Below are 26,060 nucleotides of genomic sequence, written 5' to 3' on the forward strand. Positions count from 1 at the left end.
CGCGTTCTTCGGGGCGGGACGTCAGGCGAGCACCTCGTCGACCCAGGCGGGCACGAGGCGGGTGGCGGGTCCCTGCCGGGACTCGGCGAAGTCGGTGGCTCCGGCGCTCGGCTCCAGGTTGAGCTCGAGGGTGGCACCGCGGGCCCAGTGGACGAACGCCGCGGCCGGGTAGACGACGCCTGACGTGCCGATCGAGACGAAGAGGTCGCACCCCTCCAGCGCCTCCTCGACGACGTCCATGCCGTAGGGGACCTCGCCGAACCACACGATGTCGGGCCGCAGGTCGGCCGCGCCGCACGAGGGGCAGGCGGGTCCGTCCGCCAGCGCGCCGTGCCACTCGTGGCGCCCGCCGCAGCGGGTGCACCAGGCAGACTGGAGCCGACCGTGGATGTGGTGCACCCGTCGGGAGCCGGCGCGCTCGTGGAGGTCGTCGACGTTCTGGGTCACGACGAGCAGGTCGTCGCCGAGGGCGTCCTCGAGCCGGACCAGCGCGTGGTGCGCGGCGTTGGGCTCGACCCCCGAGAGCGCCGCCCGCCGGGCGTCGTAGAACCGGTGGACGAGGCCGGGGTCGTCGGCGTACGCCTCGGGGGTGGCGACCTGCATCGGGTCGTGGCCCTCCCAGAGGCCGCCCGAGTCCCGGAAGGTGGTGAGGCCGCTCTCGGCGGAGATTCCGGCACCGGTCAGGACGACGATCCGCATGACCCCAGTCCTACCAGCCGCCCACCCGTAGGGGTGCGCACCGGGTGGAGGTCAGGTGCCCACTCCGGTAGACAGGCCGCCATGACTGACGTGGGAGGGACGTCGGACGCTGTCGCGTTCGTCGGTGAGTGGGACGGTCCGGTCGTGGCGACCTCGGTGCACGCGGGGCACGAGCTGCGGCCCGAGCTCGCCGAGGCGATGGTGCTCGACGAGGCCGAGCGCTTCCGTGAGGAGGACCCGTTCACAGACCGGCTCGCCGCGGTGGTCCCCGACCACGTGGTGACGAGGCGCTCACGCTTCGAGGCCGACCTGAACCGGCCCCGTCGGGAGGCGATCTACCGCAAGCCCGACGACTGCTGGGGGCTCGAGGTGTGGCGCGACGGCGAGCTGTCCGACGAGCTCTACGAGGGAAGCCTGGCGACCTACGACGCCTTCTACGACGCGCTCGCACCGCGGCTCGACGCCCTCGCCGAGCGCGGTCCGTTCGTGCTCCTCGACGTGCACTCCTACAACCACCGCCGCGACGGCGCCGAGGAGCCACCGGCCCCGGCGTCGGAGAACCCCGACGTCAACGTCGGCACCGGCAGCGTCGACACCGACCTGTTCGGCCCGCTGGTCGAGCGATTCACGGGCGACCTGCGCGACGCCTCGCTGGGCTGCGGCCCGCTCGACGCACGGGAGAACGTCGTCTTCGAGGGCCGCGGCCTCGCGTGGTGGGTGCACGACCGCTACCCGCGGGTGGGTTGCGTGCTGGCGCTGGAGTTCAAGAAGACCTTCATGGACGAGTGGACCGGTGAGCTGCACGCCGACCGGCTCCGCTGCGCCCAGGACGGCCTCGCCGCGGCGCTGCCCGGCCTGCACATCGAGCTCGAGAAGCTGCGGTGACCGACGGCGGTCCAGCGGAGCCGGGTGCGGAGCTCAACGCCACCGACCTGGCCGTGGACCACCGCCTGTCCCTGCTCGCCCAGAGCTTCCGCTTCCTGCTCGACATCACGCCCGTCGACGCCGACGACCTGCGCGAGGACTTCCTGGAGGGTCGCGAGCCCGACCCGCCGTTCACCTACCGGGAGCTCGAGACCGACCCCGCCGTCGTCCGCGCCGAGCTGGACGACATCGACCTCACCGCGGTCGAGGACCCCGTCCTCGGCCAGCTGCTGCGCGCCAAGCACCGCGAGATGGAGCTCCAGCTCGACATGCTGGAGGCGCGCGACACCGAGGACTTCCTGCCGCTGAGCCTCGAGCTCTACGGCGGGGTGTCGCCGTCGCTGCGCAGGCAGGCCGAGGCGCTGCTGTCCGGGATCACCCGCACCGAGCCGACCGACGAGCCGCTCGACGCCGAGGCGTTCCTCGAGCTGGCCCAGGCCGAGATCGCGCGCTACCGCGACGAGGACCCCGATCTCGACATGCACGCCGAGATCCGATCCGACGTCAACGGCGTCATGGTCTCGGGTGACGTGCTGCTGATCGGCCCGGAGACCAAGGTCCAGCAGGCGCGGGCCCAGGCGCTGCTCCACCACGAGGTGGGCACCCACCTCGTCACGCAGGCCAACGGCAGCCACCAGCCGATCAAGGTCCTCGGCGTCGGGCTCGCGGGCTACGACGAGACGCAGGAAGGTCTCGCCGTCCTCGCCGAGATCGCGTGCGGCGGGCTGACCGCCTTCCGCCTGCGCCAGCTCGCGAGCCGGGTCGTCACCGTTCACCGCCTCGTCGCGGGCGCGACGTTCGCCGAGGCCCACGAGGCGCTGGTCGCCGACGACTTCCCGCGCGGCAGCGCGTGGACCACCGTGATGCGGGTCTACCGGTCCGGTGGGATGACCAAGGACGCGATCTACCTGCGCGGGCTCGTCGAGCTGCTCGAGCACCTCGGCGCGGGCGGGTCCCTCGACCAGCTCTGGCTCGGCAAGTTCTCCCTGCGTGACCTGCCCCTGATCGGCGACCTCGAGTCCCGCGGGCTGCTGCGACCGCCCCGCGTCCTGCCCCGATACCTGCACGACCCGTCCGCGCACGACAACCTCGCTCGCGCGGCCGGCACCGAAGATCTCAGCACACTCCTGGAGGGACCCGCATGAAGATCGGATTCGTCGTCAACGACATCGAGACGGAGAAGGCTGAGTACACCACCAACCGCCTGGCCATGGCCGCGAAGGAGATGGGGCACGAGGCCTGGTACATGGGCATCGGCGACTTCGCCTACGAGCCCGACGGCTCGTTGAGCACCAAGGCCCGCGCCGGCCACGCCAAGTCGTACCGCTCCCTCGAGCGGCACCTGGCCGACGTCCAGAAGCCCGACGTCGAGGAGCTCATCGGCCTGGACGAGTTCGACGTGGTGATGCTGCGCAACGACCCCGCCGACGACGCCGAGACTGACCCGTGGCGCAACAACGCCGGCGTCGCCTTCGGTCAGCTGATCGCCTCCAGCGGCGTGCTCGTGGTCAACGACCCGACCAGCCTCGCCAACGCGCTGTCGAAGGCCTACTTCCAGCACTTCCCCGAGATCGTCCGTCCCCGCACGCTCATCTCGCGCGACGAGGCCATGATCGAGGAGTTCATCACCGACCTCGGCGGCAAGGCGGTTCTCAAGCCGCTCCAGGGCTCGGGCGGCGCGGGCGTGTTCCTGGTCGACCGCAAGGAGGCGCCGAACCTCAAGCAGATCATCGAGGCGATCTCGCGCGACGGCTACGTCGTGGCGCAGGAGTACCTCCCCGAGGCGGCCAAGGGCGACGTCCGGATGTTCGTGATGAACGGCCAGCCGCTGGTGGTCGACGGCGAGTACGCCGCCTTCCGGCGTACGCCGTCCACGAAGGACATCCGCTCCAACATGTCCGCCGGAGGGAAGGCCGAGAAGGTCAAGGTCACCGACGACATGCTGCAGATGGTCGAGGTCGTCCGCCCCAAGCTGGTGGCCGACGGGATGTTCCTCGTGGGCCTCGACATCGTCGGCGACAAGCTGATGGAGATCAACGTCTTCAGTCCCGGCGGCCTCGGCAGCGCCCACGGCCTCTACGAGGTCAACTTCGCGCCCGCGATCATCGCCGAGCTCGAGCGCAAGGTGAACATCCGCAGGCACTACCCGGAGATCGACAACCACACCCTCGCGACCAGCTGATCCGTACGCCGCTCAGTAGTACCAGGGGTAGGGCGACCAGTCGGGCTCGCGCTTCTCGAGGAACTGGTCGCGCCCCTCCTGCGCCTCGTCGGTCATGTAGGCCAGGCGCGTGGTCTCGCCGGCGAAGAGCTGCTGGCCGACGAGGCCGTCGTCGAGCAGGTTGAAGGAGTACTTCAGCATCCGCTGGGCGGTGGGCGACTTGCCGTTGATCCTGCGACCCCAGTCGAGGGCGACCTTCTCCAGGTCGGCGTGCTCGACGACGCGGTTAACCGCGCCCATCCGGTGCATCTCCTCGGCGTCGTACTCGTCGGCGAGGAAGAAGATCTCGCGCGCGAACTTCTGCCCGACCTGGCGGGCGAGGTAGGCCGAGCCGTAGCCGCCGTCGAAGGAGCCGACGTCGGCGTCGGTCTGCTTGAAGCGGGCGTGCTCGCGGCTGGCGAGCGTGAGGTCGGCGATGACGTGCAGGCTGTGCCCGCCCCCGGCGGCCCAGCCCGGGACGACGCAGATGACGATCTTGGGCATGAACCGGATCAGTCGCTGGCACTCGAGGATGTGGAGGCGGGCGAGCCGCGCCTTGTCGATGGGGCTCGGCTCCTCGGCGCCGGTGTCGGCGGCGCCGGCCGAGGTGTCCTCGTACTGGTAGCCGGCCCTGCCGCGGATCCGCTGGTCGCCGCCCGTGCAGAAGGCCCACTTGCCGTTCTTGGCGCTCGGGCCGTTGCCGGTGAGGATCACGCAGCCGACGTCGGCCGACGTACGCGCGTGCTCGAGCGTGCGCAGCAGCTCGTCGACCGTGTGGGGGCGGAACGCGTTGAGCACGTCGGGCCGGTCGAAGGCGATGCGGACGGTGCCGTGCTCGCGGGCACGGTGGTAGGTCAGGTCGGAGAGGTCGTCGAAGCCGGGCACCACGTCCCAGGCCTCGGGGTCGAAGATCTCGCTGACGCCCTCGATCGCGCTCACGCGGGGCCCCCGCGGCGTTGCTCGGGGGAGCGAAGCGGAGGAGCGGAACGTCGTGGGGTGTTCATGGTTGCGGAGGGTAGTTCACCGGGAGACGGACTACCCGAAGCGGTGTGGAAGAGGAGCGGCCCCCGTGGTGTTGTGGCGGGCATGGCACTGACTGGAACCTATGTCCCGAGCAAGGCCGAGTGGGTCCGCAAGCAGGTGGAGCAGTACGAAGCCAGCGGCGGCGAGAAGGCCAACACCCTGCCCGGCACCAAGTACCCGATCGTCGTGGTCACGTCCGTCGGCGCGAGGTCGGGCAACCTCCGCAAGAACCCGGTGATGCGCGTCGAGCGCGACGGCGCCTACCTCGCGGTCGCCTCCAAGGGCGGCGCGCCGGACAACCCGGAGTGGTACTACAACTTCGTCGCCCATCCCGAGGTCGAGCTGCAGGACGGCCCGGAGCCGCACCTCTACAAGGCCCGGATCCTGGAGGGCGACGAGCGCGCCGACTGGTGGGAGCACGCCGTCGCCACCTGGCCGACGTACGCCTCCTACCAGGAGAAGACCGACCGGGAGATCCCGCTCTTCCTCCTCGAGCGGGCCTGAGTCAGCTCGGCTGGGGCGGGGACGGGTCGGCCCCGTCCACCACTGCTTCTTCGTCCGCGTCGCGGTGGGCGGCCGTCTCCGGGTCGGGGTCCATGTGGGCCGGGGCCTCGGGCTCGAACGGGTCCGCAGGCTGGGGGCTTCCCGCCTCACCGGGCATGTCGGGCTGGGCGTCGTCCTGGGTCATGGCACACGTCCTCTCTGCTGACAGTCGCGGTCGCGTCCCCGTACCCGGCGTCACCGGCGCCATGCGCCGGTCCGGATGTGGCTGTCGCGCACGCCCGGTTGGCCCCACAATGACGCCGTGACGACCACGCTGCCGACCCGCTCGACCTTCGACGAGCCGGTCGACAACCCTCCGGCGCGCTGGGTCGGCGCGCTCGTGCTGCTCAACCTCGGCGTGATGGCCGGGTGGTTCGGGCCGATCCAGGTGCTGCTCGCCCAGCAGGCCGACCGGGTCGCCGCCGCGGAGCCCGGCGGCATGAGCAAGGAGGCGCTGCTCGCGGTCGTGCTGTTCAGCGGCGCCGCGGTGTCGCTGTTCGCGAACCCGGTGTGGGGCGCCTTCAGCGACCGGACGCGCTCGCGCCTGGGGCGTCGGGTGCCGTGGGTGCTCGGTGGGGTGGCGCTGGGTGCCGTGTCGCTGCTGCTGCTGTCCGTCGCCGACAGCGCAGCGTCGATGGTCGTCGCCTGGAGCCTCGTGCAGCTGGCGCTCAACGCTGCGTGGGCAGGCGGGGTCGCGGCCGTGCCGGACCAGGTGCCCGTCCAGCGCCGGGGCCTCATCGGCGGTCTCGTCGCCATCGCCGGCACCGTCGGCGTGCTGGTCGGCATCAAGATCGCGGAGGTGACCGGCTCGATCGCCCAGGGCTACCTCACGATCGCGGTCGTGATGCTGGTGCTCTCGGTGCCCTACCTCGTCGGCTCCCGCGACGTCGCCCTGCCGGCCGACCACCGGCTCGAGCCGATGGACTGGAGGCGACTGGTCCGCTCGTTCTGGGTCTCGCCGCGCGAGCACCCCGACTTCGCGTGGGCGTGGCTGACGCGCCTCCTGGTGAACCTCGGCAACTGGATCGCGCTCAACTACCTCTACTACTTCCTCACCGACGGCCTCGGGTTCGGCGACGACGACGCCACCGCGAAGCTCGGCACGCTCGTGCTGATCTACGGCGTGTGCACGGTCGCCACCACCGTGGTCGTCGGCCACTGGAGCGACCGCGTGGGACGGCGCAAGGTCTTCGTCATCTGGTCCGGGGTGCTCATCGGGGCCAGCTCGCTGGTGCTCGGTCTGTGGCAGGACTGGGCCGGTGCGCTGGTGGCGGCCGTCGTGCTGGGCGCCGGGTTCGGGGTCTACCAGGCCGTCGACTTCGCGCTCATCACCCAGGTGCTCCCCGGCGCCGGTGACCGGGCCAAGGACCTCGGCATCATCAACATCGCCTCCGCGCTGCCGCAGGTGCTCGCCCCGGCCATCGCCGGCCTCATCCTGGTCGCCGTACGCGAGCTCGGCGGGTCCGTCGCCACCCACGGCGAGGGGTGGTCGCTGGGCTACGGCGTGGTCTACCTCGTCGGCTTCGTCCTCTGCGTCCTCGGCTCGGTCTTCGTGACGCGCATCCGGTCGGTCGCCTGACGGCGTCGCGCGCCAGCCGAGCGGTGCGCCACGCAGGTTTCCGGGCGGCGGAACGTGCGTCACGCACCGCCCGGGTGGTGGCGTACGGCCGAGCGGTGCGCCACGCAGGTTTCCGGGCGGCGGAACGTGCGTCACGCACCGCCCGGGTGGTGGCGTACGGCCGAGCGGTGCGCCACGCAGGTTTCCGGGCGGCGGAACGTGGGTCACGCACCGCCCGGGTCGGGTCGTCAGTGGCTGATGGTCATCGCGAGCCCGACGAGGTGCTCGAGGCGGGCGAGCTCGGAGTCGAGGAACTCCGGACCGCCACGGCGACCCAGGAGGACGAGGTCGTCACCGAAGGGTGCGGCGCACTCGACGTAGACCTCGTCGCCGGGCAGGCGGGTCGGCGCGGGCACGCGGGCGTGGTCGATGTCGTACGCCGACGGCGCGGCGTCGGTGGCGTGGACGACCGTGGCGCCGACACCGTCGGTGCCCGGGGTGACGCGGGCGGCCCAGTCGACGCGGAAGGCGATGGGCAGCAGGTCGATCAGGCGGTCGCGCGCGGACGCGGGGTCCTGGGTGAGGGCCTCGACGACCTCGAGGTCGAGGAAGAGGTTGCCCCCGGCGGCGTAGCGGTTGATCCAGAGCACGCTGACGCCGTCGAGCGTGCCGCAGGCCGAGACGACGGAGTCGGGCATGGTGCCGGGCGACATCTCGAGGAGCACGTCGTCGACCGCGAAGCCGTCGCGCTTCTCGACGATCTCGATCGCGTCGATGTCGCCCCCGGCCTCACCGATCGCGCTCGCGACGCGACCCAGCGACCCGGGGACGTCCGGGAGCTCGACTCGCATCAGGTAGGGCATGCGAGGAGGCTAGCGGGGATCTGTGTCGCCGGCGTTTCGCCCGCGCGTCGGTGGAACGGTGTCGGCGTCGGGCCGCGGAGCTGCTGCGAGGCGTACGGCGAGCCCGCTCGCGCGCTGCGCACGACGGCCGATCGCCGCCCGGATCGCCGCCTCCGACCCCACGACCCGCACCTGCGAGCGCGCACGCGTGACGGCGGTGTAGAAGAGCTCGCGCGACAGCAGGCGGGAGTCCTCGTCGGGCAGCAGCACGGTGACGACGTCGGCCTGCGAGCCCTGCGACTTGTGGATGGTCATCGCGTGCATCGTCTCGACGTCGCCGAGCCGCGAGGTCGCGAGGTCGCGCGGGCCGTCGCTGGCCGCGATCACCGCGCGCGGGCCGCTCGGCGTCAGCACGACCACCCCGCTGTCTCCGTTGTAGACGCCGAGCTGGTGGTCGTTGGCGGTCACCAGCAGCGGCCGGCCGACGTAGGCGCGCTCGTGGAGGGGGTCGCCGGTGACGGCGGTGAGCCAGTGCTCGATGCGACGGTTCCAGTGGCGTACGCCGTAGGGGCCGTCGCGGTGCGCGCAGAGCAGGCGGTGGCGGTCGAGCGCGGCCAGGGCGCCGGTGACGTCGCCGCGCTCGGCCGCGTCACGGACGCCGAGGGCTGCGTCGAGCGCGGTCGTGCGGACGCGGGACGCGGGGTCGGCCTCGTCCACCCACTCCACCTCGTCGTGGCCCGCCGAGAGGACGGCCAGGGCGCCGTCGGCGTCACCGGTGCGGAGCGCCTCGGCGAGGGCGCGGATCTCCGGTCCGAAGCGGTGCGTGGACTGCAGCGCCGCAACCGGCGAGTCAGCCCGGCCCTGGAAGCCGCGGACCACGTCGCTCAGCACGGCGCCGGCCTCGACCGACGACAGCTGGTGGGGGTCGCCCACCAGCACGAGCCGCGCGTCGGGGCGCACCGCCTCGAGCAGCCGGGCCATCTGGGTCAGCGACACCATCGACGACTCGTCCACGACGACCACGTCGTGGGGGAGCCGGTTGCCGCGGTGGTGGCGGAAGCGGGTGGAGTTGCCCGGGTCGGGCCGCAGCAGCCGGTGCAGGGTGGACGCGGTCACCCCGGCGAGACGGACGCGGTCGGCCTCCTCGAAGGCCTCGGCCTCCTGGTGCACCGCCTGCTGGAGGCGGGCGGCTGCCTTGCCGGTCGGGGCCGCCAGCGCGATGCGCAGCCCGTCGGGGTGCTGGTCGAGCAACCCGACGAGGAGCGAGGCGACCGCGGTGGTCTTGCCGGTGCCCGGACCGCCGGTGAGCACCGTCGTCCACTGCCCGGCCGCGGCGAGGCAGGCCGCGACCTGCTCGTCGTACGACGGGCGCGGGCGTCCGTCGGCGACGGCCGCCGCCTGCATGGCCGTGACCACGCGGTCCAACGAGGCCCGCATCAGCGTGGGGTCGTGGTGGGGCGCGGTGGCGGCGCGCGACAGCAGGTCGTCGACGACCTGGGTCTCCTGCTCGTGGTAGCGGTCGAGGTAGAGCAGGTCGTTGTCCCAGCGGACCAGGCCCGCCGTCACCAGGGGGCTGGCCGCGACGGCGCGGGACCACGCGTCGGCCTCGGGCCAGGGCAGGTCGGGCGGGTCCGCGACGGTCGCGAGGTCGACGCAGACCGACCCGCCGCGCACCGCGCGCACGGCGAGGGCGACCGCGAGCAGGACCCGATCGTCGCTCTCGCGGCCCAGCCGGCCGAGGGCAGCCGCGACGTGGACGTCGGCGCTCGTCAGCACCCCCGCGACGTTGAAGGCGCCGAGCAGCCCGGTGGCACCGAGCGCGAGGCGGGCGTCGGTGGCGTCGATGGGTTCGAAGAGGTCACTCATGGCGCGACTCCGTCGAGGAGGTCGGAGAGGGCGGTCACCAGTGCGACCGGCGGCTCCCACGAGAACACCCCGCACGGCCGGCCGTCGACGAGGGGTGTCGCAGGCCCGCACATGCCGCGCAGGTAGAGGTAGAGCACGCCACCGAGGTGCTCCGCCGGGTCGTAGCCCGGCAGCCGCCAGCGCAGGTAGCGGTGGAGCACGACCGTGTAGAGCAGCGCCTGGAGGGGGTAGTCGGAGTGGCCCATCGCCTCGTCGAGGACGGCCGGTCGGTAGTCCCACGCCGTCGCCGGTGCGGCGCGGTCGCCGAGCCAGTTGGTCTTGTAGTCGATGGTCAGGTAGCGGGTGCGGCCCGCGATGGGCACCCGAACCACGACGTCGATCGAGCCGGTGAGGTAGCCGAGGAGGCGCTGGCCGGCGAGGTCGCGGTCGCCCTCCAGGGTGGCGGCGAACGCCAGGAGCGGGTCGCCGTCGGGCAGGTGCGCGCGGAGCAGGGGGGCGAGGTCGCCCAGCACGACCGAGGCCGCGTCGCGCGCGGCCGCCAGGTCACCGCCTGCCAGGGGCACCTCGAAGTCGAGCTCGCGCAGCCGGTCGGCGAGGTGGATGTCGCGCAGGGTGAGGCCACCCGCCAAGGGACCCAGCGGGGAGTCGCAGACCGCGACGAGGGCGTCGGCCAGCTCATCGGCGTCGACCTCGACCGCCCACCAGGCGCGGTGCTCCTCGACCTGCGCGAGCAGCTCGGCGCGGAGGTCGGGCGCAGCCGGGTCGGTGTGCTCGAGCACCTCGTGGACGAGGGAGCCGAACTCGGCGCCCACCGGCAGGTCGGCCATCGGCGACGGCACCGCCGTCAGCTCGAGGTCGGGCTCGGGTGCGGGCGCGTCGTCGAGCGGCTCGAGGTCGGCGTCGTCGAGGTCGGGCGCGTCGTCGGGCTCGGACAGCACCCGGTCGGGGGCGCCGGCATGAGGTGCGCCGGCCGCGGAGAGGGCGGAGTAGGAGGTGCGGCGCCAGTCGGTGTCGACGTCGCGGTCGAAGGTCCGCACCGCCAGGGGCGGCAGGTCGCGCTGGATGGGTGTCGTGTCGACCGGCACGAGCGCGGCCACCTCGGGCTGCGGCCCGCCGGCCGACTTCCAGCGGCCCAGGATGTCGACGAGCTCGTCGTCACCGACGACCGGCTGCTCGTCGTTGACGCGGGCGTGCCCCGGGGCACGCCCGAACAGCATGCGGTGGAGCGGCGCGGACGCGGTGTTGTTGGCGGTCGGGCAGTACCACGCGACGACCTGCGACTGCGCCCGGGTGAGGGCGACGTAGAGCAGGCGGAGCGACTCGCCGGCGTCCTCGTGGCGGCTCGCGGCGACAGCGGCGTCGCGCCACCGGCTCGGTCCTCCCACGTCGCGGCAGCGCTCGCCGTCGCCGTCGTGGAAGAGAGGGACGTCGTCGTCGCGCACCCACCGGTCCCACAGGGTCGGGAGGTAGACGACGGGATACTCCAGGCCCTTGCTGCCGTGGATCGTCACCAGCTGGACCGCCGCCGCGTCGGAGTCGAGCCGGCGGGTCCGCTCGGAGGCGACCTCGATCTTGTCGTCGGCCACCTGCGTCCGCAGCCAGCCGAGCAGGCCCACCACGCCGAGGCGCTCGCTGACGGCCACCTTGTGCAGGGCCTCGCCGACGTGGCGCAGGTCGGTCAGCGTGCGCTCGCCGCCGACGCGCCCGAGCACCCGGGCGATCAGCCCGTCGAGCACGGCGCTCTCCAGCACGGCCGCGACCCCTCGGGCCGCGAAGACGTCGGCGAGGCGGCGTACGTGCTCGCTCAGCTCGTCGGTCGGGTCGGGCTCGGCCTGGAGGTCCTCCGCGGTGCGTCCGAAGAAGTCGGTCAGCGCGGCCGCGCGCACCCGGTCGGCGCGGTGCGGCTGCTCGAGCGCCTCGAGCAGGCTGAGCCACTGGGTGGCTGCGGCGGTCTTGAAGACCGAGCCGCCGGCGTTGAGCACGGCGGGCACGCCGACCGCGGCCAGGGCGTCCTGCGCGGCGAGCAGGTCGGCCCGGCGGGCGGCGAGCACCGCGACGTCCTTGGGCTCGACGGGTCGGCGGTCGTCGCCCGAGCCGACGGTCGCGCCGCTCGTCAGCAGGCGCTTGACATCGGCGGCGAGGTCGGTGAGGACGTGCTGGCGCCAGTCGCCGATGCGCGGCCGTCGGCGACCCAGCTCCTCGTGGCGCACCACCCGCAACCGGAACGGAGGACCGGCCCCCTCGAGCCGGGACGCAGCGTGGTGGGCGCTCACCGGGTGGACGGCGATGCGATCGTCGCCGAGGGCGGCACCCTCGACCAGCACCTGCAGGGAGTCGAGCAGCGGCTGGTCGGCACGCCAGTTGACGCCGAGCGTCTGCCGGGTCGTCGCCTGCTCCGCCGCGTCGAGGTAGGTGACGATGTCGCCGCCGCGGAAGGCGTAGATCGCCTGCTTGGGGTCACCGATGAGGACCAGCGTGGCGACGCCGTGGAAGGCGCGCTCGAAGACCTGCCACTGCACGGGGTCGGTGTCCTGGAACTCGTCGATCAGCGCGACCTTCCACCGCTGGCGCATCCGGGCGCGGGCCGGGGCGTCGTCGTCGGCGAGCGCGTCGGCGAGCTGGCCGAGGAGGTCGTCGTAGGAGAGGACGCCCAGCCGTCGCTTGCGCCGGTCGATCTCGTCGAGGACGCCGCACGCGAAGCGGACGCGCGCGGCGGCCCGGCCGTCGGGGTCCTCGGTGAGCGCCTCCTGCGGAGCCACCCGCGCCCGTGGGTCGCCGACGACCGCACGGGCGATGCCGAGGGCGTCCTCGCGGCTCCACGCGGCCTGCTGCTCGTGGGCGAAGAGACCGAGGTAGCGGTCGTCGGTGACCTCGGTGGTCAGCTGCTCGAGGTCCTCCACCAGGACGGCACCGGTGTCGGTGTCCCCGGCGACGCCGAGGCTGCGCAGGACGAGCTGGCAGAACTGGTGGATGGTCGCGATCGTGGCGGCGTCGAACGACGTCAGTGCGTCGGTGAGCCGCGCGAGCCGGCCGGCCCGCTCCTGGTCGTCGGCGTCGAGCAGCCAGTCGTGCAGGCGGTTGGCGGGGTCGGCGGTCGCGGGGTCGGCCAGCACGGCAGCGGCGTCGTCGAGCTGGCGGCGTACGCGGTCACGCAGCTCCTGGCTGGCCGCGCGGGTGAAGGTGACGACGAGCATCTCCTCCAGGGTGGCGACGCCCTCGACGACGTAGCGCGTGACCAGCGCGGCGATCGTCCAGGTCTTGCCGGTGCCGGCGCTCGCCTCGAGCAACGTGGTGCCGGTGGGCAGCGGACCGCATATGTCGAAGGTGTCCATGCTCTGCAGGTCGGTGGGCAGGTCGGTGGGCAGGTCGGTCACGTCAGATCCCCCGCACCAGCTCGGTGGCGAGCAGCGGCGACCAGACGCGCAGGGCGTAGTGGCCCAGGCGGTGCGGCGCCCGGCCGTCGTCCGCCCGGTCGGTCTCGTCGAGCAGCAGCGGCGCGGCGAGCAGGTCGTAGGGGGCCTGCTCCCCCCAGGCGCGGACGTGCCACTGGTCGCCGTCCTCCTTGGGGAACCCGGTCTCGTTGAACCGCGGGGTCACCCACTCGGCGCTGGCCTTGAGGTCGGGGTCGGCCTGTCCCTGCGCGCCGATCTTGAACTCCTCCGCGAAGGCCAGGCTGGTCTTGATCGGCAGGGGAAGCGGCTCGCGCTGGCCGCGCTCCATGATGGCGACGAGGTCGCGCAGGTGGGTGCGGGCGTCGACGTCGGACATCGGCGGGACGAGCGCGCGGCGGCCGGACCGGCCCCAGCGGCCGATGGTGTGGGCGGTCCAGTTCTCGTCGGGATGGCCGGCGGCGAGCGCGAGCGCGTCGAGCCACGCGGCCAGCCGGTGCTTGGCCCCCAGGCTGGAGTAGCTCACCGAGACGAGGTTGTTGCCGAAGACGTTGCCGACGGTGCCGGTCAGCCGGCGGTCACCGAGGTCGATGTCGACGTCGAGGGTGCGGGCCGGCCCGGCGCGCAGGGGGACCGCGGCCTCCACGAGCGGGCGCACCCGCTGGACGATCTCGGTGAGCATGGCCGACCCGAGGTCCTCGGGGGGCAGCAGCCCGCGCAGCTGCTCAGCCAGCATCGCGGACTGCGGGTCGCCGCCGCTGAGCACGTCGCGCACCAGTCGGTCGCCGACGTCCCACTTCTCCAGGCCGTCGAGGGTGATCGGGATGGCGTCCTTGGTCTCGTCGACGTCGTAGGGCGTCGTGACGCGGAGCCGCTGGCGCAGAAAGCTGCGCACGGGGTGGGCGAAGAAGTCGTGGAGGTCGGCGAGCGTCACCTCCCGCACGGGCTCGGGCGGCGGCAGCGGCCCGGGGACGAGCGAGCGCGGTGCCGGCTGCGGGGCCCGCGCGGCCCGGGCGCCGGCGAGCGCCGTGCGGTCGAAGGAGAACGGCCGGTCGAGGGCGCCGACGAGAGCACCGGCGGTCAGGTTGGCCTCGTCGAAGGGCTGGAGCGGGTGGTGCACCAGCACGTCGTCGCGCACGGGCGCGCTGCTGGTGCGGTCGAGCGCGTCGAGGAGCTCGCCGAGCGGGACCGCGGGCGGCTTGTCGTCGTTGGTGTGCTCGCCGCGGCCGGCGTAGGTCACGACCAGCGTCTCGGTCGCGGCGCCGATCGCGTCGAGGAGCAGCTGCCGGTCCTCGGAGCGGATGTCGCGCTCACCGGTCATCGGCCGCCGGGCCAGGACGTCGTCGCCGTCGACGGCCTCGAGACGCGGGAAGACGCCGTCGTCGAGGCCGACGAGGCACACCACGCGGTGGGGCACCGAGCGCATCGGCACCATCGTGCACACGGTGAGGGTGCCGGTGCGGAAGTTGCTCCGCGTCGGCCGCCCACGCAGCCGGTGGCGCAGCAGGGCGCGTACGTCGGCGTGGCGCAGGCGGGTCTCGTGGTCGCCGACGCCGGCCGAGATGCGGGCCAGCTCACGGTCGAACTGCGCGACGCGCCACGCGTCGTCGGACCCGCTGAGGGTGAGTCCGTGCACCGCGCGGCCGAGGGCGGTCGTCCAGTCGGCGACCGACGTCGCCGACGCGGCCGCGCGCACGAAGGTGTGCAGGCGGTCGACCATCTCCGCGAAGCTGCCGACGAGGTCGAGGTGGCCGTCGCCGACGTCGTCGAGAGGCAGCGTGCTGCCGACGAACCGGTGCCCCTCGCCGGACATCGCCGCACCCAGGAGGACGCGCTGCAGGCCCGAGAGCCAGGTGTTGGCGTCGAGGTCGAGGCCGAAGGCGGCCCGGTGGTCGCGGTCGTAGCCCCAGCGGATGGCCGCCTGGTCGACCCACCGCGCCATCCGCTCGAGGTGGTCGTCGGTGAAGCCGAACCGGGCCCGCACCGGCTCGGTCGCGGCGAGGTCCAGGACGGCGGTGGCCGTCATCCGGCCGGCCGCCAGCTCGACGAGATCGGCGGCGACGCCGAGGAGCGGGTTGGTGGCACCGGGTGACCGGTCCGCGAGGCGGACGCGGAGCCGGTGGGCCGGGTGCCCGACGTCCTCACGGGCCACGTCGGCCAGGCCGAAGCCGGCCGAGATGAGCGGCGCGTAGGTCTCGATGTCGGGGCACATCACGAGGATGTCGCGCGGCTCGAGCGTCGGGTCGTCCTCGAGGAGCCCGACCAGCACCTCGCGCAGCACGTCGACCTGTCGGGCGGTCCCGTGGCAGGCGTGGACCTGCACCGAGAGGTCGGCGCCGGCGCGCACCCGGCTGGCCAGCTCGGCGGGTCCGGGCGCCCGGTTGGCGCGGAGGTCGGCCTGCAGCCAGCCGAGCAGGGTGGCCGGGTCGGCGTGGCCGGCGGGGTGCTGCTCGGCCGGCAGGTCGCCGAGCGTGCGGCGCAGCTCGCGGGAGTCGCGACCCAGGGAGGCGAGCAGGGGGTGCCCGACCAGGTCGGCGGACCGATCCTCGGCGCGCGCCACCGGCCCCGCGGCGGCCGTCGGCGCCAGCGCCTCCCACAGCGCGGGGGAGGGCTGCGGCAGCCAGAGGTGCACGTCACGGTGCTCACCGAGGGCGCGCAGCAGCTCGACCTCGGTCACGGGCAGGCGGGTGTGGCCGAACAGGGAGAGCCGGGCAGGCAGGTCCAGGCCGTCGGCGCCGTCGCGCAGCTGGGCGAGCGTCGTGGCGTGGCGCAGGTCGGGTGCCGGCGCCTCGACGCGGACGACGAGCCGGCGCCACAGCTCGGCCTGCCACCGCAGGTCGGGATCGAGCGGGCCGCCCGCACCGTCGGTGTCGTCGCCCGTCCGCCACTCGCGGACGAGCTGCGGGCGCTGGACGGCGTAGGAGGAGAGGAGGCCAGCGAGCCGGCGCGCCACGGCGTAGCGGCGGGCGGAGCGGTCGTCGGCGGGGTCGCCGCCGCCGAGGTGTCGGGTGAGGTCGTCGAAGCCGGGGGTGCCCATCGCCTCGTCGACCACCTCAAGCAGCGGCCACGCCAGCCGGTCGGGGCTCCAGGGGTCCTCGGCGTCGCGGTCGAGCAGCATCGACACCAGCGAGTGGGGCGTCACGAAGTCGACACCGGCGCACACGCCGTCGCCGCCGCGGGCGCCCACGCCGAGCCGGTGGGAGAGCCGCTGCGTGAGCCACCGCTCCACGCCGCGCGCCGGCACGACGACGACCTCACGCGCGAACGGGTCGGGGAGCGGGGTGACCAGCAGGTCCGCGAGGCCGTCGGCGAGCGCGTCGGTGCGCTCGGAGGCGTGGAGGTGCAGGGTCACGGCGCCACCCTATGAGCGGCGACCGACACCCGCACGGGCGGCGCGGTCAGCTGTGGACGGGCCCGGTCAGCGGGCGAGGAAGAAGACCACCAGGAGGATCGCGAGGGCGAGGAGCAGGCCGATCGGCGCGGCGGTGACCATCCACGGCCGACCGCTCTGGTTCGTCGGGTCTGCCTTGTCGGGATCCGGGGGCATCCCTTGACGTACCCAGCGCCGGTCCTTCCATGCGTCATGATCGCTGGGTGCGCAGACCGGCCCTCGTCGCGGTGGCGCTGCTGGGCGCCCTGCCGCTCGTGGCGTGCGACGACGAACCGCGCCCGCCCGAGCGCACCGAGATCACCTGGGTCGAGCACGCGCTGCCCCCGCACCCCGGCCCGGCCGGTCGTACGGTCGTGCGCGATGCGGTGGAGTGCGGCGAGGGGTGGTGGGTCGCCGGTGCGGTGTTCCTCGACCGGCCGACCGAGACCCGCGACACCCGCCCGGCGCTGTGGTTCTCCCGCGACCGGGAGCGGTGGGAGCCGGTGCCGATCGAGGCCGGCACCTACTGGGGCCGCCGGGCGATCCTCAACTCGATCGCCTGCTCGCGCGGCCGGATCGCCGCGGTGGGGGCCAGGTCCGGCGGGGCCCACGGCAACCCGCGGGTGACGACCTTCTGGCTGGACGACGACACGCTGGTCGACGTGCGCACCGTGTTCACGCAGTACGGCGGCGTCAGCGCGACCAACGTCGGCCCGATCGCGGGCGGCCCGGCCGGCTGGCTGATCACGGGCAACCGGACGTCGGGCCCCGGTGTGTGGGTCACCGACGACCCGCGCGAGTTCACCCTGGTCGAGGCCGAGCCCGGCCTGACCGACGACGGCGACCTGGAGTCACTCGCCCAGGGTGCGGGCTGGACCGGCGAGGAGTGGCTCGTGGTGGGTGGGGGCGCCCGCACCGGCCGGCACCTCGAACCGGACCCGCTCGCCTGGACCTCGTCCGACGGCCTGTCCTGGACGCCGGAGGAGATGCCGGCGACCGCCGGGGCGCAGGACGTGCACCGCGTGACGCGGCTCGACGACGGGCGGCTGCTGGCCGTGGGCCGCAGCGACGACGCGTACGCCGCGTGGTTGCGCGACGACGACGGGTGGCACGACCCCGTGGACTTCGGCCGGATCGCGGACTCCTGGCGTGGGGCGCCGTACGTCGCCTCGCTGGCCACCACGTCGGCCGGGGTGCTGGCGAGCGTCAGCACCGGTGACCACTACGAGCTGTGGCACACCGACGACGGGCGGGAGTGGCAGCGGGTCGAGGTCCCCCTCGAACCACAGACCGCCGGCGACCACACGTTGATGGTGGCCGCCGGCGGCGAGGTGCTGGTCGTCGCCGATGCGGGCGACGGTGGGCACGTGTGGGCAGGGACGCCCGTCAGCTCTTGAAGGCGTCCTTGATCTTCTCGCCGGCCTGCTTGACGTTGGCACCGGCCTGGTCGCCGCGACCCTCGGCCTCGAGCTTCTCGTCGTCGGTCGCCTTGCCGGTGGCTTCCTTCGCCTTGCCCTTGAGCTCATCGGTCTTGTTGTCGAACTTGTCGTCCAGACCCATCGTCGTTCCTCCTGTGCTGAAGGTGGTGTGTCGTCCGTACGGACCAGGTGGTCCTGTCCTCCAACCTGCCACGGCGGTGGGTGCACACCACACCCGTGCGGGTGGACCGGGCCGGGGGCGTGCGCCGGTCCACCCGGGGTCGTCAGCCGCGGCCTGGAAGGGGTCAGGACGATCGCAGCGACGCGGGGGAGCCGTCAGCGGTGCCCAGCTGCGGGCTGGTGGGGCGCGGGGCCGGCGGCTGGGTGTGCTCGATCTCGTCGGCGCGGAGCGCGTCCATGCGCCAGATGACAGCGCAGCCGACGATCGCGACGAGGATGGCGGCCGTGCTGATGAGGATCATGGCGGTCATGGGACTCTCCTGGGGTGGGGGTGGATGAGGACAAAACCTCTACACACCTGTATAAGTTATGCGAGCAGGTCTGGCAAGGTCGGACGAGAACATTTCTGAGGAGGAACACGTGTCGGACCGGGTCTCCGAGGGGTTCAGCATCGGCGTGCTGGCGGCACGCGCGGGCGTGACGCCGGGAGTGCTGCGCACGTGGGAGAACAGGTTCGGGTTCCCCCACGGCGAGCGCTCGGCGTCGGGTCACCGTCGCTTCACCGACGCCGACGTGGCGCTGGTGCGACAGGTGCTGGAGGTGCGCGACTCGGGGCTCCCGCTCCAGGTCGCGATCGACTCCGTGGTGCGGGCGCAGGAGGCCGGCGAGGAGCGCTCGGCCTTCGCCGCCGCGGAGGCCGCCGCCGACGTACGTCCCCTCCGTCTGCACCGGCGCGCGCTGATCGCCGCCTCCCACGCGGTCGAGGACGAGTGCCTGGCCCGCGGCGGCCGGTCGGTCGTGCTGGGCGCGTTCCAGCTCGGTCACCGCTACGCGTCCTCGCGGCACCGCTGGGAGGAGCTCGGTCGCACCGCGGCATGGGCTGCGGTCGTGGCCGACTTCGACGGCGACGCCGACCTCGGCGCCGACCTGGACGCGGCACCGGTGCGCTGCCAGCTGCCGGGCGACTCCCCGCTGCGTCGGGAGTGGGCCGTGGTCTGCCTCAGCGAGTCGTACGCCGCCCTCGTGGCCGCCTGGGAGGTGCCTGCGGCGAAGGGTCCGCCGACCTACGAGGCGATCATCAGCACCCACCGCGGTGCGACGACGGCGGCGGGCCGGGTGCTCGCGGGCGTCGTGAGCGCGGCCGGGGGCGTCGTACCCCCGGCGGCGGCGCGGCTCCTCGACGCGGCCGCTCCGGTGCGGACGACGTCCGCGGTCGACGCCGACCGGACCTGGCTGCGCGCCCTGGCCGAGCTCGACCCGCACTGACGGACGCCGCGGGTCCCTCGTACGCCTCCAGCGCGCGTTGCAGGGGTGCTCACCCGTGAGGGGGTTGGCGCGAGGCGCGCCGCGAGTAGCGTCGGAGGGATGGTCGACGACGCACGCGACGAGACCCCGCAGGAGCGGGCGGACCGCAACTGGAACGAGCTGCTGCAGGAGCTCCGGGTGAGCCAGACCGGTGTCCAGGTGCTCGCCGGCTTCCTGGTCACGCTTCCGTTCCAGTCGCGGTTCGAGGAGCTCGACTCCTTCCAGCGGGCCTGGTACGTCGGACTGCTCGCGCTGTCGTTCGCCACCGTCAGCGTGATGCTGGCGCCGGTCGCCATCCACCGGCGCGTGTTCCAGTCCGGCGCCAAGCCCCAGCTCGTCCAGGCCGGCCACCGGCTGACGAGCGTGGCCCTCTTCATGATCGCCCTGCTGATGGGCGGGATCTTCTTCCTCGTCGTCGACATGGTCTTCGACCGGAAGGCGGCCGCCGCGGGCGCCGTGGCCTCCGTGGTCGTGCTCGCGGGCCTGCTGCTCGTGCTGCCGAAGCGGGTGGCGGACACCAGCTGACGAGGTGGTGCGGGGGTTGAGGCGCGAGCCTAGGTTGGTGGCATGGCCAAGAAGACGACACGTTCCTCCAGCACGTCCCCGGTCACCAGCGACGCCGACGCGCCGCTGACGGTCCCGGGACTCGACACGACGACGGGTCACGCCGTCGCCGACGCCCTGCAGATGCGGGTGCACGCCCTCAACGACCTCCAGCTGACCCTCAAGCACGCGCACTGGAACGTCGTGGGCCCCCACTTCATCGGCGTCCACGAGATGCTCGACCCGCAGATCGACGGCGTGCGCGCCATGGTCGACGCTCTCGCCGAGCGGATGTCCACCCTCGGCGTGCCGCCCAACGGGCTCCCCGGCGCCCTGGTCGCGGCCCGCACGTGGGACGACTACGACCTCCACCGCGCCGACACCACGGCCCACCTCGCCGCCCTCGATCTCGTCTACACCGGCGTGATCGAGGACCACCGCGCGGCGATCGACGCGGTCGGCGACGACCCGGTCACCGAGGACATGCTCACCGGGCAGACGGGCGAGCTCGAGCAGTACCAGTGGTTCGTCCGCGCCCACCTGCAGGGCACGAGCGGCGCGCTGTCCTCGGCCGGTGCCGAGGACGAGGTCGGCGCTGCCCGGAAGGCCACCCGGAGGACCCCCCGGAAGCGGTGACCGCGCGCTCGATCCTCATGTGTTAAGGTTTTGGCCTTAGTGCATGAGGAAAGGAGCCGCCGTGCCACGCGCTGGGCTCACGAGCGCCCGGGTGGCGGAGGCGGCCGCCGACCTCGCCGACGACGTCGGGCTCGACGCGGTGACGCTGACCGCCCTCGCCAAGCACTTCGGGGTCGCCATCCCGAGTCTCTACACGCACGTGCGCAGCGGCGCCGACGTGCGCACCCGCGTCGCGCTGCTGGCCCTGGACGAGACCGCCGACCTCGTCGCAGAGGCCCTGGCCGGGGTCAGCGGACGCTCCGCGCTGGCGGCGGTCGGCGGCGTGTGGCGCGGCTACGCCCGCCGCCACCCCGGTCGCTACGCCGCCACCCGGCTGCCGCTCGACGCGTCGACCGCCGCCGTCAGTGCCGGCCCGCGCCACGCCGAGCTGTCGCGCGCGGCGCTGCGGGGATACGCCCTGTCCGGCGACGACGAGGTCCACGCCGTGCGCCTGCTCGGGGCCACCTTCCACGGCTACGCCGCGCTCGACGCGGCCGGCGCCTTCAGCCACGGCGGGCCCTCCGTCCCGACGTCCGACGACACGTGGGAGCGCGTGGTCGACGGCCTCGACACCCTCCTCCGCTCCTGGGAGACCCGATGACCGGCCCGTCCCTCGACGCCCTCGCCGCCCTCGTGAAGGGCGCCCTCGAGCTCGAGCGCACAGCCGGCGGCCTGCTGCCCCACCGGCTGCCCGCGTGGGCGCGGCGCCAGTCCGACGACCCGCAGCTCCACCTCGTCGAGGCCCAGCCGGCCGGCGTACGCCTCGCGCTGCGCACTGCTGCCACCCGCCTCGAGCTCGACGTGCTGCCCACCAAGAGGCGCTACGTCGGCGCGCCGGCGCGGCCCGACGGCTGGTACGACGTGCTCGTCGGCGGCGAGCTCGTCGACCGGCAGCAGGCCCCCGGCGGCAACGTGCTCGACGTCGACATGATGACCGGCGCCAGCACCTTCACCGCCGGCGAGCCGACGACCCTCGTCATCGCGCTGACTCCGGGCGAGAAGGACGTCGAGGTCTGGCTCCCCCACGACGAGCAGACCGAGCTGATCGCCCTCCGTTCCGACGCTCCCGTGGGACCGGTGCCCGACGACCGCCCCCGCTGGGTGCACCACGGCAGCTCCGTCAGCCACGGCTCCGTCGCGGTCCACCCGACCGAGCCGTGGCCGGTGGTCGCCGCCCGGCTCGCCGGGCTCGACCTCGTGAACCTCGGGCTCGGCGGCAGTGCCCTGCTGGACCCGTTCGTCGCCCGCACCATCCGGGACACCCCGGCCGACGTGATCAGCCTCAAGATCGGGATCAACCTGGTCAACCAGGACCTGCTGCGCCGACGCGCTCTGGGACCCGCCGTCCACGGCTGGCTCGACACGATCCGCGACGGCCACCCGACGACGCCGATCCGCCTCCTCTCACCCGTCCTCTGCGGCATCCACGAGAACGTTCCGGGACCGACCGGACCCGACGTGCAGGCGCTCGCCGAGGGCCGGGTCGCCTTCGTCGCCACCGGCGACCCGGAGGCGGTGGCGCGCGGGGCGCTGACCCTCGAGGTGGTGCGCGAGGTCCTCACCGAGGTGGCCGAGCGACGCGACGACCCCCACCTGTCGTACGTGGACGGGCTCGCGCTCTACGGCCCGGCGGACGCCGAGCGGCTGCCGCTCCCCGACAACCTGCACCCGGACTCCGCCACCCACCGGCTCATCGGCGAGCGGTTCGCGGCGCTCGGCGACTGGTAGGGGGCTGGGAGCGGTCAGCGGGCAGGCAGGCCGCGGTCAGGCGTCGTTGGCGCAGCGGAAGCCGATGTTGCCCGAGGAGGACTCGGCGGTGTTCGAGGAGCGAGCCGCGACGCGGTAGCGGTTGCAGTAGCTGTCGTGGCAGAGGTAGGACCCGCCGCGCATGACCCGGCTGACGAGGCCGTCGGCGGTGTCGTCCGGCTCCGCCGCGACCGGGTCGGCGACGGGCTCCTCGGCGGCGCGGTCGGCGTACTCCGTCGGCCGGAACGCGTCCTGACACCACTCCCACACGTTGCCGACGGTGTTGTGGAGTCCGTAGCCGTTGGGCTGGAACGCGGTCGCGGGCGCCGTGGTGAGGTGGCCGTCCTCGAGCGTGTTGTGCCGGGGGAAGTCGCCCTGCCAGATGTTGCAGCGCCACCGGCCGCCGTGGGTGAGCTCGTCGCCCCACGGGTAGCGGGCGCGGTCGAGCCCGCCGCGGGCGGCGTGCTCCCACTCGGCCTCGGTCGGCAGCCGCTTGCCGGCCCAGCGGCAGTAGGCCTGGGCGTCGCGCCAGGAGACGTGCACGACCGGGTGGTTCTGCAGGTCGCCGATGTCCGACCGCGGTCCGGCCGGATGGCGCCAGTCGGCGCCTCGTACGGCCAGCCACCACGGCACGCCGGCGGCCCGCTGGAGGACGTCGGCCGGTGCCGCCTGCACCGCGAGGTGGAACACCGCGGACACGCCGTCGCGCTCCGCCTCGGTCACGTGGCCCGTGGCCTTCACGAAGGTCGCGAACTGCGCGTTGGTCACGGCCTTGGCGTCGATGAGGTACGGCGAGACGCGGACCGCGTGCACGGGCCGCTCCCCGTCGGCGACGTAGCCGTCACCGTGGCTGTCGCCCATCCAGAACGTCGCTCCCGGGATCCGGACCTGGCCGCGGGTGCTCCGCCCGCCGCGGGGGACCTCCGACGAGACGGCGACGGGGACTGCACCGGGGAGGGCGCCGCTGCCGGTGCGGCCGGCCGTCGGCGCGCAGCAGGAGGCCGGTTCGGTGGTCATGGTCGGACGCTACACATGACGCGAGACCCTAGAGTCGGCCCATGGCTCGCTACGGCGCTCAGTTCGGCCCCGACATCACCTTCCTCGGCGTCCCGGCGTGCGACCTCGACGACGAGGCCACGTACGCCGACGCGGACGTCGTGGTCGTCGGCGCACCCTTCGACGGGGGCACGTCCCACCGGCCGGGCACCCGCTTCGGGCCGCAGGCCATCCGGATGACCGACTACCTGCCGCACGACGGCTCGCGGCCCTCGCTGGCGCTGCGCACCGACGCGCTGCAGGACCTCACGGTCGTCGACGCCGGCGACGTCGAGCTCCCGCCCGGCGACATCGAGACCACCCTCGGCCGGCTCGAGGCCGCCGTGGAGAAGGTCGCACGCGCAGGCGCGATCCCGGTCGTGCTCGGCGGCGACCACTCGATCGCCTACCCCGACGCCAAGGGCGTGGCCAACGTGCTGGGCCACGGCCGGGTGTCGATGATCCACTTCGACGCGCACGCCGACACCGGCGACATCGAGTTCGGATCGCTGTGGGGCCACGGCCAGCCGATGCGCCGGCTCATCGAGTCGGGCGCGTTGCGCGGCGACCGGTTCCTCCAGGTCGGTCTCCGCGGCTACTGGCCGGGTCCGGAGACCCTCGACTGGATGGCCGCGGAGCGCATGCGGTCCTACGAGATGACCGAGATCGTGCACCGCGGGCTCACGGAGTGCCTGACCGAGGCCTTCGGCATCGCGACCGACGAGTGCGAGGGGGTCTTCCTCTCCGTCGACATCGACGTCTGCGACCCAGGCCACGCGCCCGGGACCGGCACGCCGGAGCCCGGCGGGCTGACCGCCCGCGAGCTGCTCGACTCCGTACGCCGCATCTGCCTCGAGCTGCCCGTCGTCGGGATCGACGTGGTGGAGGTCAGCCCGCCCTACGACCACGCCGACATCACCGCCGCCCTCGCCAACCGGGTGGTCCTCGAGGCGCTCTCGGCGATCGCTCGCAAGCGGCGCGACGAGCGCGACGGCACGACCTGGGACCCGGGTCGTCCGCTGCTCGACCGCTAGGGAGGCCCGGGACCCTCGGCAGGGCACGCAGGTCCTTCGGGCCTGACGCCGACGAGCCCGCAGGCGGATGCTGGAGGGACACCCTCGAGTCCGGGAGGTCCCGATGCTCACCCACCAGTACGCCCAGCACGACTGGTCGCCCACGCTCGCCGCGCTCGTGTTCCTCACCATGGCGATCCTCCTCGTCGTGGGCATGGGCCTGTCCCTCCTCCTGGGCGCGACGCGCGAGCAGCGCGGCACCACTGCCCGCCACGCGGGGCACGGCCGGGTCGCTCACTGACCTCAGGACGACAACAGGGTCTCGACGTACGCCGTAGCGACCGCCGCTGCGTCCACGTCGACCACGACGTCCAGCAGCCGGCCGTCGCCCGTCGTGGTGAGGTGGCCATCGGCCAGCCCCATCCGTCGAGGCTCGAGCCGGAAGAGGTCCGGGTGGGTCAGCAGGACGAGCGCCCCGGCGTCGCCCACGAGGTGGTCGCGACGCACGGCCAGCAGCCGGCCGGCGAGGCTGGCCGCCGGCCGGGCGGACGAGCGCAGCCGGTCGACGTCGTCGACCCCCACCGTCACCCGCTCGAAGACGTCGGCGACGTAGAGCGTCGTGGGTCGCTCGCTCGTGAGGACCCGGGCGGTGGCGGTGAGGTCGTGTCCGGCGTTGAGCTCGGGCGGCTCCTCGACGGCGAGCTCGCCCGCGACCAGCAGGAGGTCGTCGGCGAGGCGGGCGAGCCCCGCCAGGTTGGTCATCGGCGCCAGGCCGGCGAGGGTCACCGGCCCGTCGGCGGCCGCGGCGCGCAGCACGCCGCCCGGGTCGTCGTACGACGGATGGGCCCCGGCCGGCAGGCGCACGCCGCCCAGGCCGTCGGGGCCGTGGTTCGTCGGACCGGCATGCGGGCCGTCCCCGGCGAGCGTGCGCGTGGCCCCGACAGCGACCGGGACGCTCACCGCGCCCGCGCACGCGAGGACCGCCGCCGAGTTGCGCGCGGCCACCGCGGCGGCGACGTTGCCGACCGCGGCTGTGATGCCGCAGAGCTCGAGGGCAGGGCTCGCCACGGCGTACAGGATCGCGAGCGCGTCGTCGATCCCGGTGTCGACGTCGAGGACGACCCGTCTCACGCGCCCACGGTAGACGCGTCAGGCGCTGGGAGATCCATCCGCCGCGTGACTTGTCCCGTCAAGTGAACGCTAACCTCCACCCATGGAGACACAGTGGCTCGACGAGACCGAGCGCGAGGCCTGGCTGCGCCTGATCGCCGTGGTCGAGCTGCTCCCGGGGGTGCTCGACACCCAGCTGCGCAGCGCGTCGGGGATGACCCACTTCGAGTACCTCGTGCTCGCGATGCTCTCGGAGGCACCCGACCGGACCCTGCGCATGACGGCCCTGGGCCAGCGCACCAACGCGACGCTGCCGCGGCTCTCCCACGTTGTACGACGCCTCGAGGACCGCGGGCTGGTCGAGCGGTTCCCCTGCCCGGAGGACGGCCGCGCCACCAACTCCCGCCTCACCGCCGCCGGCTGGGAGGCGGTGGTCGCTGCCGCGCCGGGGCACGTCGACACCGTGCGACAGCACGTCCTCGACCCGCTCACCCGCGAGCAGCTCGGCCAGCTGAGGGAGATCGGCGACGCGCTCCTGTCCCGGCTCGACCCCGACGGCCGGATGACCGCGCTCTACGACCCGGAGCGGGCCGAGTAGGACTCCGGCTGCTGCCCCGCCAC

26 protein-coding genes are annotated in these 26,060 nt (G+C 73.7%); 14 read left to right on the forward strand and 12 right to left on the reverse strand.

What is annotated here, in order from left to right; translation table 11 throughout:
- Positions 1–21: 21 nt before the first annotated feature.
- Positions 22–699, reverse strand: a complete 678-nt coding sequence (locus tag ACFQW6_RS14475; protein ID WP_378546470.1) for an NAD-dependent deacylase — start codon at positions 697–699, stop codon at positions 22–24.
- 81 nt (positions 700–780) lie between these two features.
- Between ACFQW6_RS14475 and ACFQW6_RS14480 the strand changes: the two genes are divergently transcribed.
- Genes ACFQW6_RS14480 through ACFQW6_RS14490 form a run of 3 tightly spaced genes read left to right on the forward strand, consistent with a single transcriptional unit; the run spans position 781 to position 3,805 of the window.
- Positions 781–1,584, forward strand: coding sequence for an N-formylglutamate amidohydrolase (locus ACFQW6_RS14480; RefSeq protein ID WP_378546473.1), 804 nt, complete (start codon positions 781–783; stop codon positions 1,582–1,584).
- Positions 1,581–2,768, forward strand: a complete 1,188-nt coding sequence (locus ACFQW6_RS14485; RefSeq protein ID WP_378546476.1) for a flavohemoglobin expression-modulating QEGLA motif protein — start codon at positions 1,581–1,583, stop codon at positions 2,766–2,768. Before ACFQW6_RS14480 ends, ACFQW6_RS14485 begins: the two co-directional genes overlap by 4 nt.
- Complete coding sequence (locus ACFQW6_RS14490; protein WP_378546479.1) at positions 2,765–3,805, forward strand: glutathione synthetase; 1,041 nt, start codon at positions 2,765–2,767, stop codon at positions 3,803–3,805. The genes ACFQW6_RS14485 and ACFQW6_RS14490 overlap by 4 nt, the downstream gene beginning before the upstream one ends.
- A 12-nt stretch (positions 3,806–3,817) precedes the next feature.
- Here ACFQW6_RS14490 and ACFQW6_RS14495 read toward each other — a convergent pair whose 3' ends face one another.
- The gene (locus tag ACFQW6_RS14495; RefSeq protein ID WP_378546482.1) at positions 3,818–4,762 is read right to left on the reverse strand and encodes a 1,4-dihydroxy-2-naphthoyl-CoA synthase; all 945 of its coding nucleotides are present in this window, start codon (positions 4,760–4,762) and stop codon (positions 3,818–3,820) included.
- A 147-nt stretch (positions 4,763–4,909) separates the two neighbouring features.
- Here ACFQW6_RS14495 and ACFQW6_RS14500 point away from each other — a divergent pair, with 147 nt between their 5' ends.
- The gene (locus tag ACFQW6_RS14500) at positions 4,910–5,350 is read left to right on the forward strand and encodes a nitroreductase family deazaflavin-dependent oxidoreductase (RefSeq protein ID WP_378546485.1); all 441 of its coding nucleotides are present in this window, start codon (positions 4,910–4,912) and stop codon (positions 5,348–5,350) included.
- A 1-nt stretch (position 5,351) separates the two neighbouring features.
- Here ACFQW6_RS14500 and ACFQW6_RS14505 read toward each other — a convergent pair whose 3' ends face one another.
- Positions 5,352–5,534, reverse strand: coding sequence for a hypothetical protein (locus ACFQW6_RS14505; RefSeq protein ID WP_378546488.1), 183 nt, complete (start codon positions 5,532–5,534; stop codon positions 5,352–5,354).
- Positions 5,535–5,651: 117 nt separating this feature from the next.
- Between ACFQW6_RS14505 and ACFQW6_RS14510 the strand changes: the two genes are divergently transcribed.
- Positions 5,652–6,968 (forward strand): MFS transporter, encoded by a 1,317-nt coding sequence (locus ACFQW6_RS14510; protein WP_378546490.1) that lies wholly within the window; start codon positions 5,652–5,654, stop codon positions 6,966–6,968.
- Positions 6,969–7,195: 227 nt separating this feature from the next.
- On the opposite strand, the gene ACFQW6_RS14515 is transcribed toward ACFQW6_RS14510, so the two are convergent.
- The 5 genes from ACFQW6_RS14515 to ACFQW6_RS14535 form a co-directional block, all read right to left on the reverse strand.
- A complete protein-coding gene (locus ACFQW6_RS14515; RefSeq protein WP_378547579.1) occupies positions 7,196–7,801 on the reverse strand; it encodes an ACT domain-containing protein in 606 nt (201 codons plus the stop codon).
- An 18-nt stretch (positions 7,802–7,819) separates the two neighbouring features.
- A complete protein-coding gene (recD, locus tag ACFQW6_RS14520) occupies positions 7,820–9,655 on the reverse strand; it encodes an exodeoxyribonuclease V subunit alpha (protein WP_378546493.1) in 1,836 nt (611 codons plus the stop codon).
- Positions 9,652–13,029 carry a UvrD-helicase domain-containing protein gene (locus tag ACFQW6_RS14525; protein WP_378546496.1) on the reverse strand — a complete coding sequence of 1,126 codons (3,378 nt, stop codon included), beginning with the start codon at positions 13,027–13,029 and terminating at the stop codon, positions 9,652–9,654. Before ACFQW6_RS14525 ends, recD begins: the two co-directional genes overlap by 4 nt.
- Before the next feature lies 1 nt (position 13,030).
- On the reverse strand, positions 13,031–16,396 hold the full coding sequence (recC, locus tag ACFQW6_RS14530) for an exodeoxyribonuclease V subunit gamma (protein ID WP_378546499.1): 3,366 nt from the start codon (positions 16,394–16,396) through the stop codon (positions 13,031–13,033).
- Between the two features lie 66 nt (positions 16,397–16,462).
- Positions 16,463–16,591: a hypothetical protein gene (locus tag ACFQW6_RS14535; protein WP_378546502.1), complete on the reverse strand. Its 129-nt coding sequence runs from the start codon at positions 16,589–16,591 to the stop codon at positions 16,463–16,465.
- 47 nt (positions 16,592–16,638) lie between these two features.
- Here ACFQW6_RS14535 and ACFQW6_RS14540 point away from each other — a divergent pair, with 47 nt between their 5' ends.
- Complete coding sequence (locus tag ACFQW6_RS14540) at positions 16,639–17,811, forward strand: hypothetical protein (RefSeq protein ID WP_378546505.1); 1,173 nt, start codon at positions 16,639–16,641, stop codon at positions 17,809–17,811.
- On the opposite strand, the gene ACFQW6_RS14545 is transcribed toward ACFQW6_RS14540, so the two are convergent.
- Both ACFQW6_RS14545 and ACFQW6_RS14550 read right to left on the reverse strand, forming a co-directional pair.
- A complete protein-coding gene (locus ACFQW6_RS14545) occupies positions 17,801–17,974 on the reverse strand; it encodes a CsbD family protein (protein WP_316376736.1) in 174 nt (57 codons plus the stop codon). The genes ACFQW6_RS14540 and ACFQW6_RS14545 overlap by 11 nt on opposite strands.
- Before the next feature lie 163 nt (positions 17,975–18,137).
- Entirely contained in the window at positions 18,138–18,323 is a 186-nt protein-coding gene (locus ACFQW6_RS14550) for a hypothetical protein (RefSeq protein WP_378546508.1), read from the reverse strand.
- A 109-nt stretch (positions 18,324–18,432) separates the two neighbouring features.
- Here ACFQW6_RS14550 and ACFQW6_RS14555 point away from each other — a divergent pair, with 109 nt between their 5' ends.
- The 5 genes from ACFQW6_RS14555 (at position 18,433) to ACFQW6_RS14575 (ending at position 22,263) form a co-directional block, all read left to right on the forward strand.
- Positions 18,433–19,278, forward strand: a complete 846-nt coding sequence (locus ACFQW6_RS14555; protein WP_378546511.1) for a DICT sensory domain-containing protein — start codon at positions 18,433–18,435, stop codon at positions 19,276–19,278.
- A gap of 99 nt (positions 19,279–19,377) precedes the next feature.
- Positions 19,378–19,842 carry a DUF6328 family protein gene (locus tag ACFQW6_RS14560; RefSeq protein WP_378546514.1) on the forward strand — a complete coding sequence of 155 codons (465 nt, stop codon included), beginning with the start codon at positions 19,378–19,380 and terminating at the stop codon, positions 19,840–19,842.
- Positions 19,843–19,884: 42 nt separating this feature from the next.
- Complete coding sequence (locus ACFQW6_RS14565) at positions 19,885–20,496, forward strand: Dps family protein (protein WP_378546517.1); 612 nt, start codon at positions 19,885–19,887, stop codon at positions 20,494–20,496.
- A gap of 61 nt (positions 20,497–20,557) precedes the next feature.
- Positions 20,558–21,136, forward strand: a complete 579-nt coding sequence (locus tag ACFQW6_RS14570) for a TetR-like C-terminal domain-containing protein (RefSeq protein WP_378546520.1) — start codon at positions 20,558–20,560, stop codon at positions 21,134–21,136.
- Positions 21,133–22,263 (forward strand): SGNH/GDSL hydrolase family protein, encoded by a 1,131-nt coding sequence (locus ACFQW6_RS14575; RefSeq protein ID WP_378546523.1) that lies wholly within the window; start codon positions 21,133–21,135, stop codon positions 22,261–22,263. The genes ACFQW6_RS14570 and ACFQW6_RS14575 overlap by 4 nt, the downstream gene beginning before the upstream one ends.
- A gap of 36 nt (positions 22,264–22,299) precedes the next feature.
- Here ACFQW6_RS14575 and ACFQW6_RS14580 read toward each other — a convergent pair whose 3' ends face one another.
- Positions 22,300–23,298: a formylglycine-generating enzyme family protein gene (locus tag ACFQW6_RS14580; protein WP_378546526.1), complete on the reverse strand. Its 999-nt coding sequence runs from the start codon at positions 23,296–23,298 to the stop codon at positions 22,300–22,302.
- Positions 23,299–23,339: 41 nt separating this feature from the next.
- Between ACFQW6_RS14580 and speB the strand changes: the two genes are divergently transcribed.
- Both speB and ACFQW6_RS14590 read left to right on the forward strand, forming a co-directional pair.
- The gene (gene speB, locus ACFQW6_RS14585) at positions 23,340–24,350 is read left to right on the forward strand and encodes an agmatinase (RefSeq protein ID WP_378546529.1); all 1,011 of its coding nucleotides are present in this window, start codon (positions 23,340–23,342) and stop codon (positions 24,348–24,350) included.
- 103 nt (positions 24,351–24,453) lie between these two features.
- Positions 24,454–24,630 (forward strand): hypothetical protein, encoded by a 177-nt coding sequence (locus ACFQW6_RS14590; protein ID WP_378546532.1) that lies wholly within the window; start codon positions 24,454–24,456, stop codon positions 24,628–24,630.
- 2 nt (positions 24,631–24,632) lie between these two features.
- Here ACFQW6_RS14590 and ACFQW6_RS14595 read toward each other — a convergent pair whose 3' ends face one another.
- Positions 24,633–25,460 (reverse strand): nucleoside hydrolase, encoded by an 828-nt coding sequence (locus ACFQW6_RS14595; protein WP_378546535.1) that lies wholly within the window; start codon positions 25,458–25,460, stop codon positions 24,633–24,635.
- Between the two features lie 82 nt (positions 25,461–25,542).
- On the opposite strand from ACFQW6_RS14595, the gene ACFQW6_RS14600 reads away from it, so the two are divergent.
- Positions 25,543–26,037, forward strand: coding sequence for a MarR family winged helix-turn-helix transcriptional regulator (locus ACFQW6_RS14600; RefSeq protein ID WP_378546538.1), 495 nt, complete (start codon positions 25,543–25,545; stop codon positions 26,035–26,037).
- The last annotated feature ends 23 nt before the right edge of the window (positions 26,038–26,060 follow it).

The organism is Nocardioides sp. GCM10028917 (genome assembly GCF_042666175.1).
Lineage (GTDB): Bacteria > Actinomycetota > Actinomycetes > Propionibacteriales > Nocardioidaceae > Nocardioides.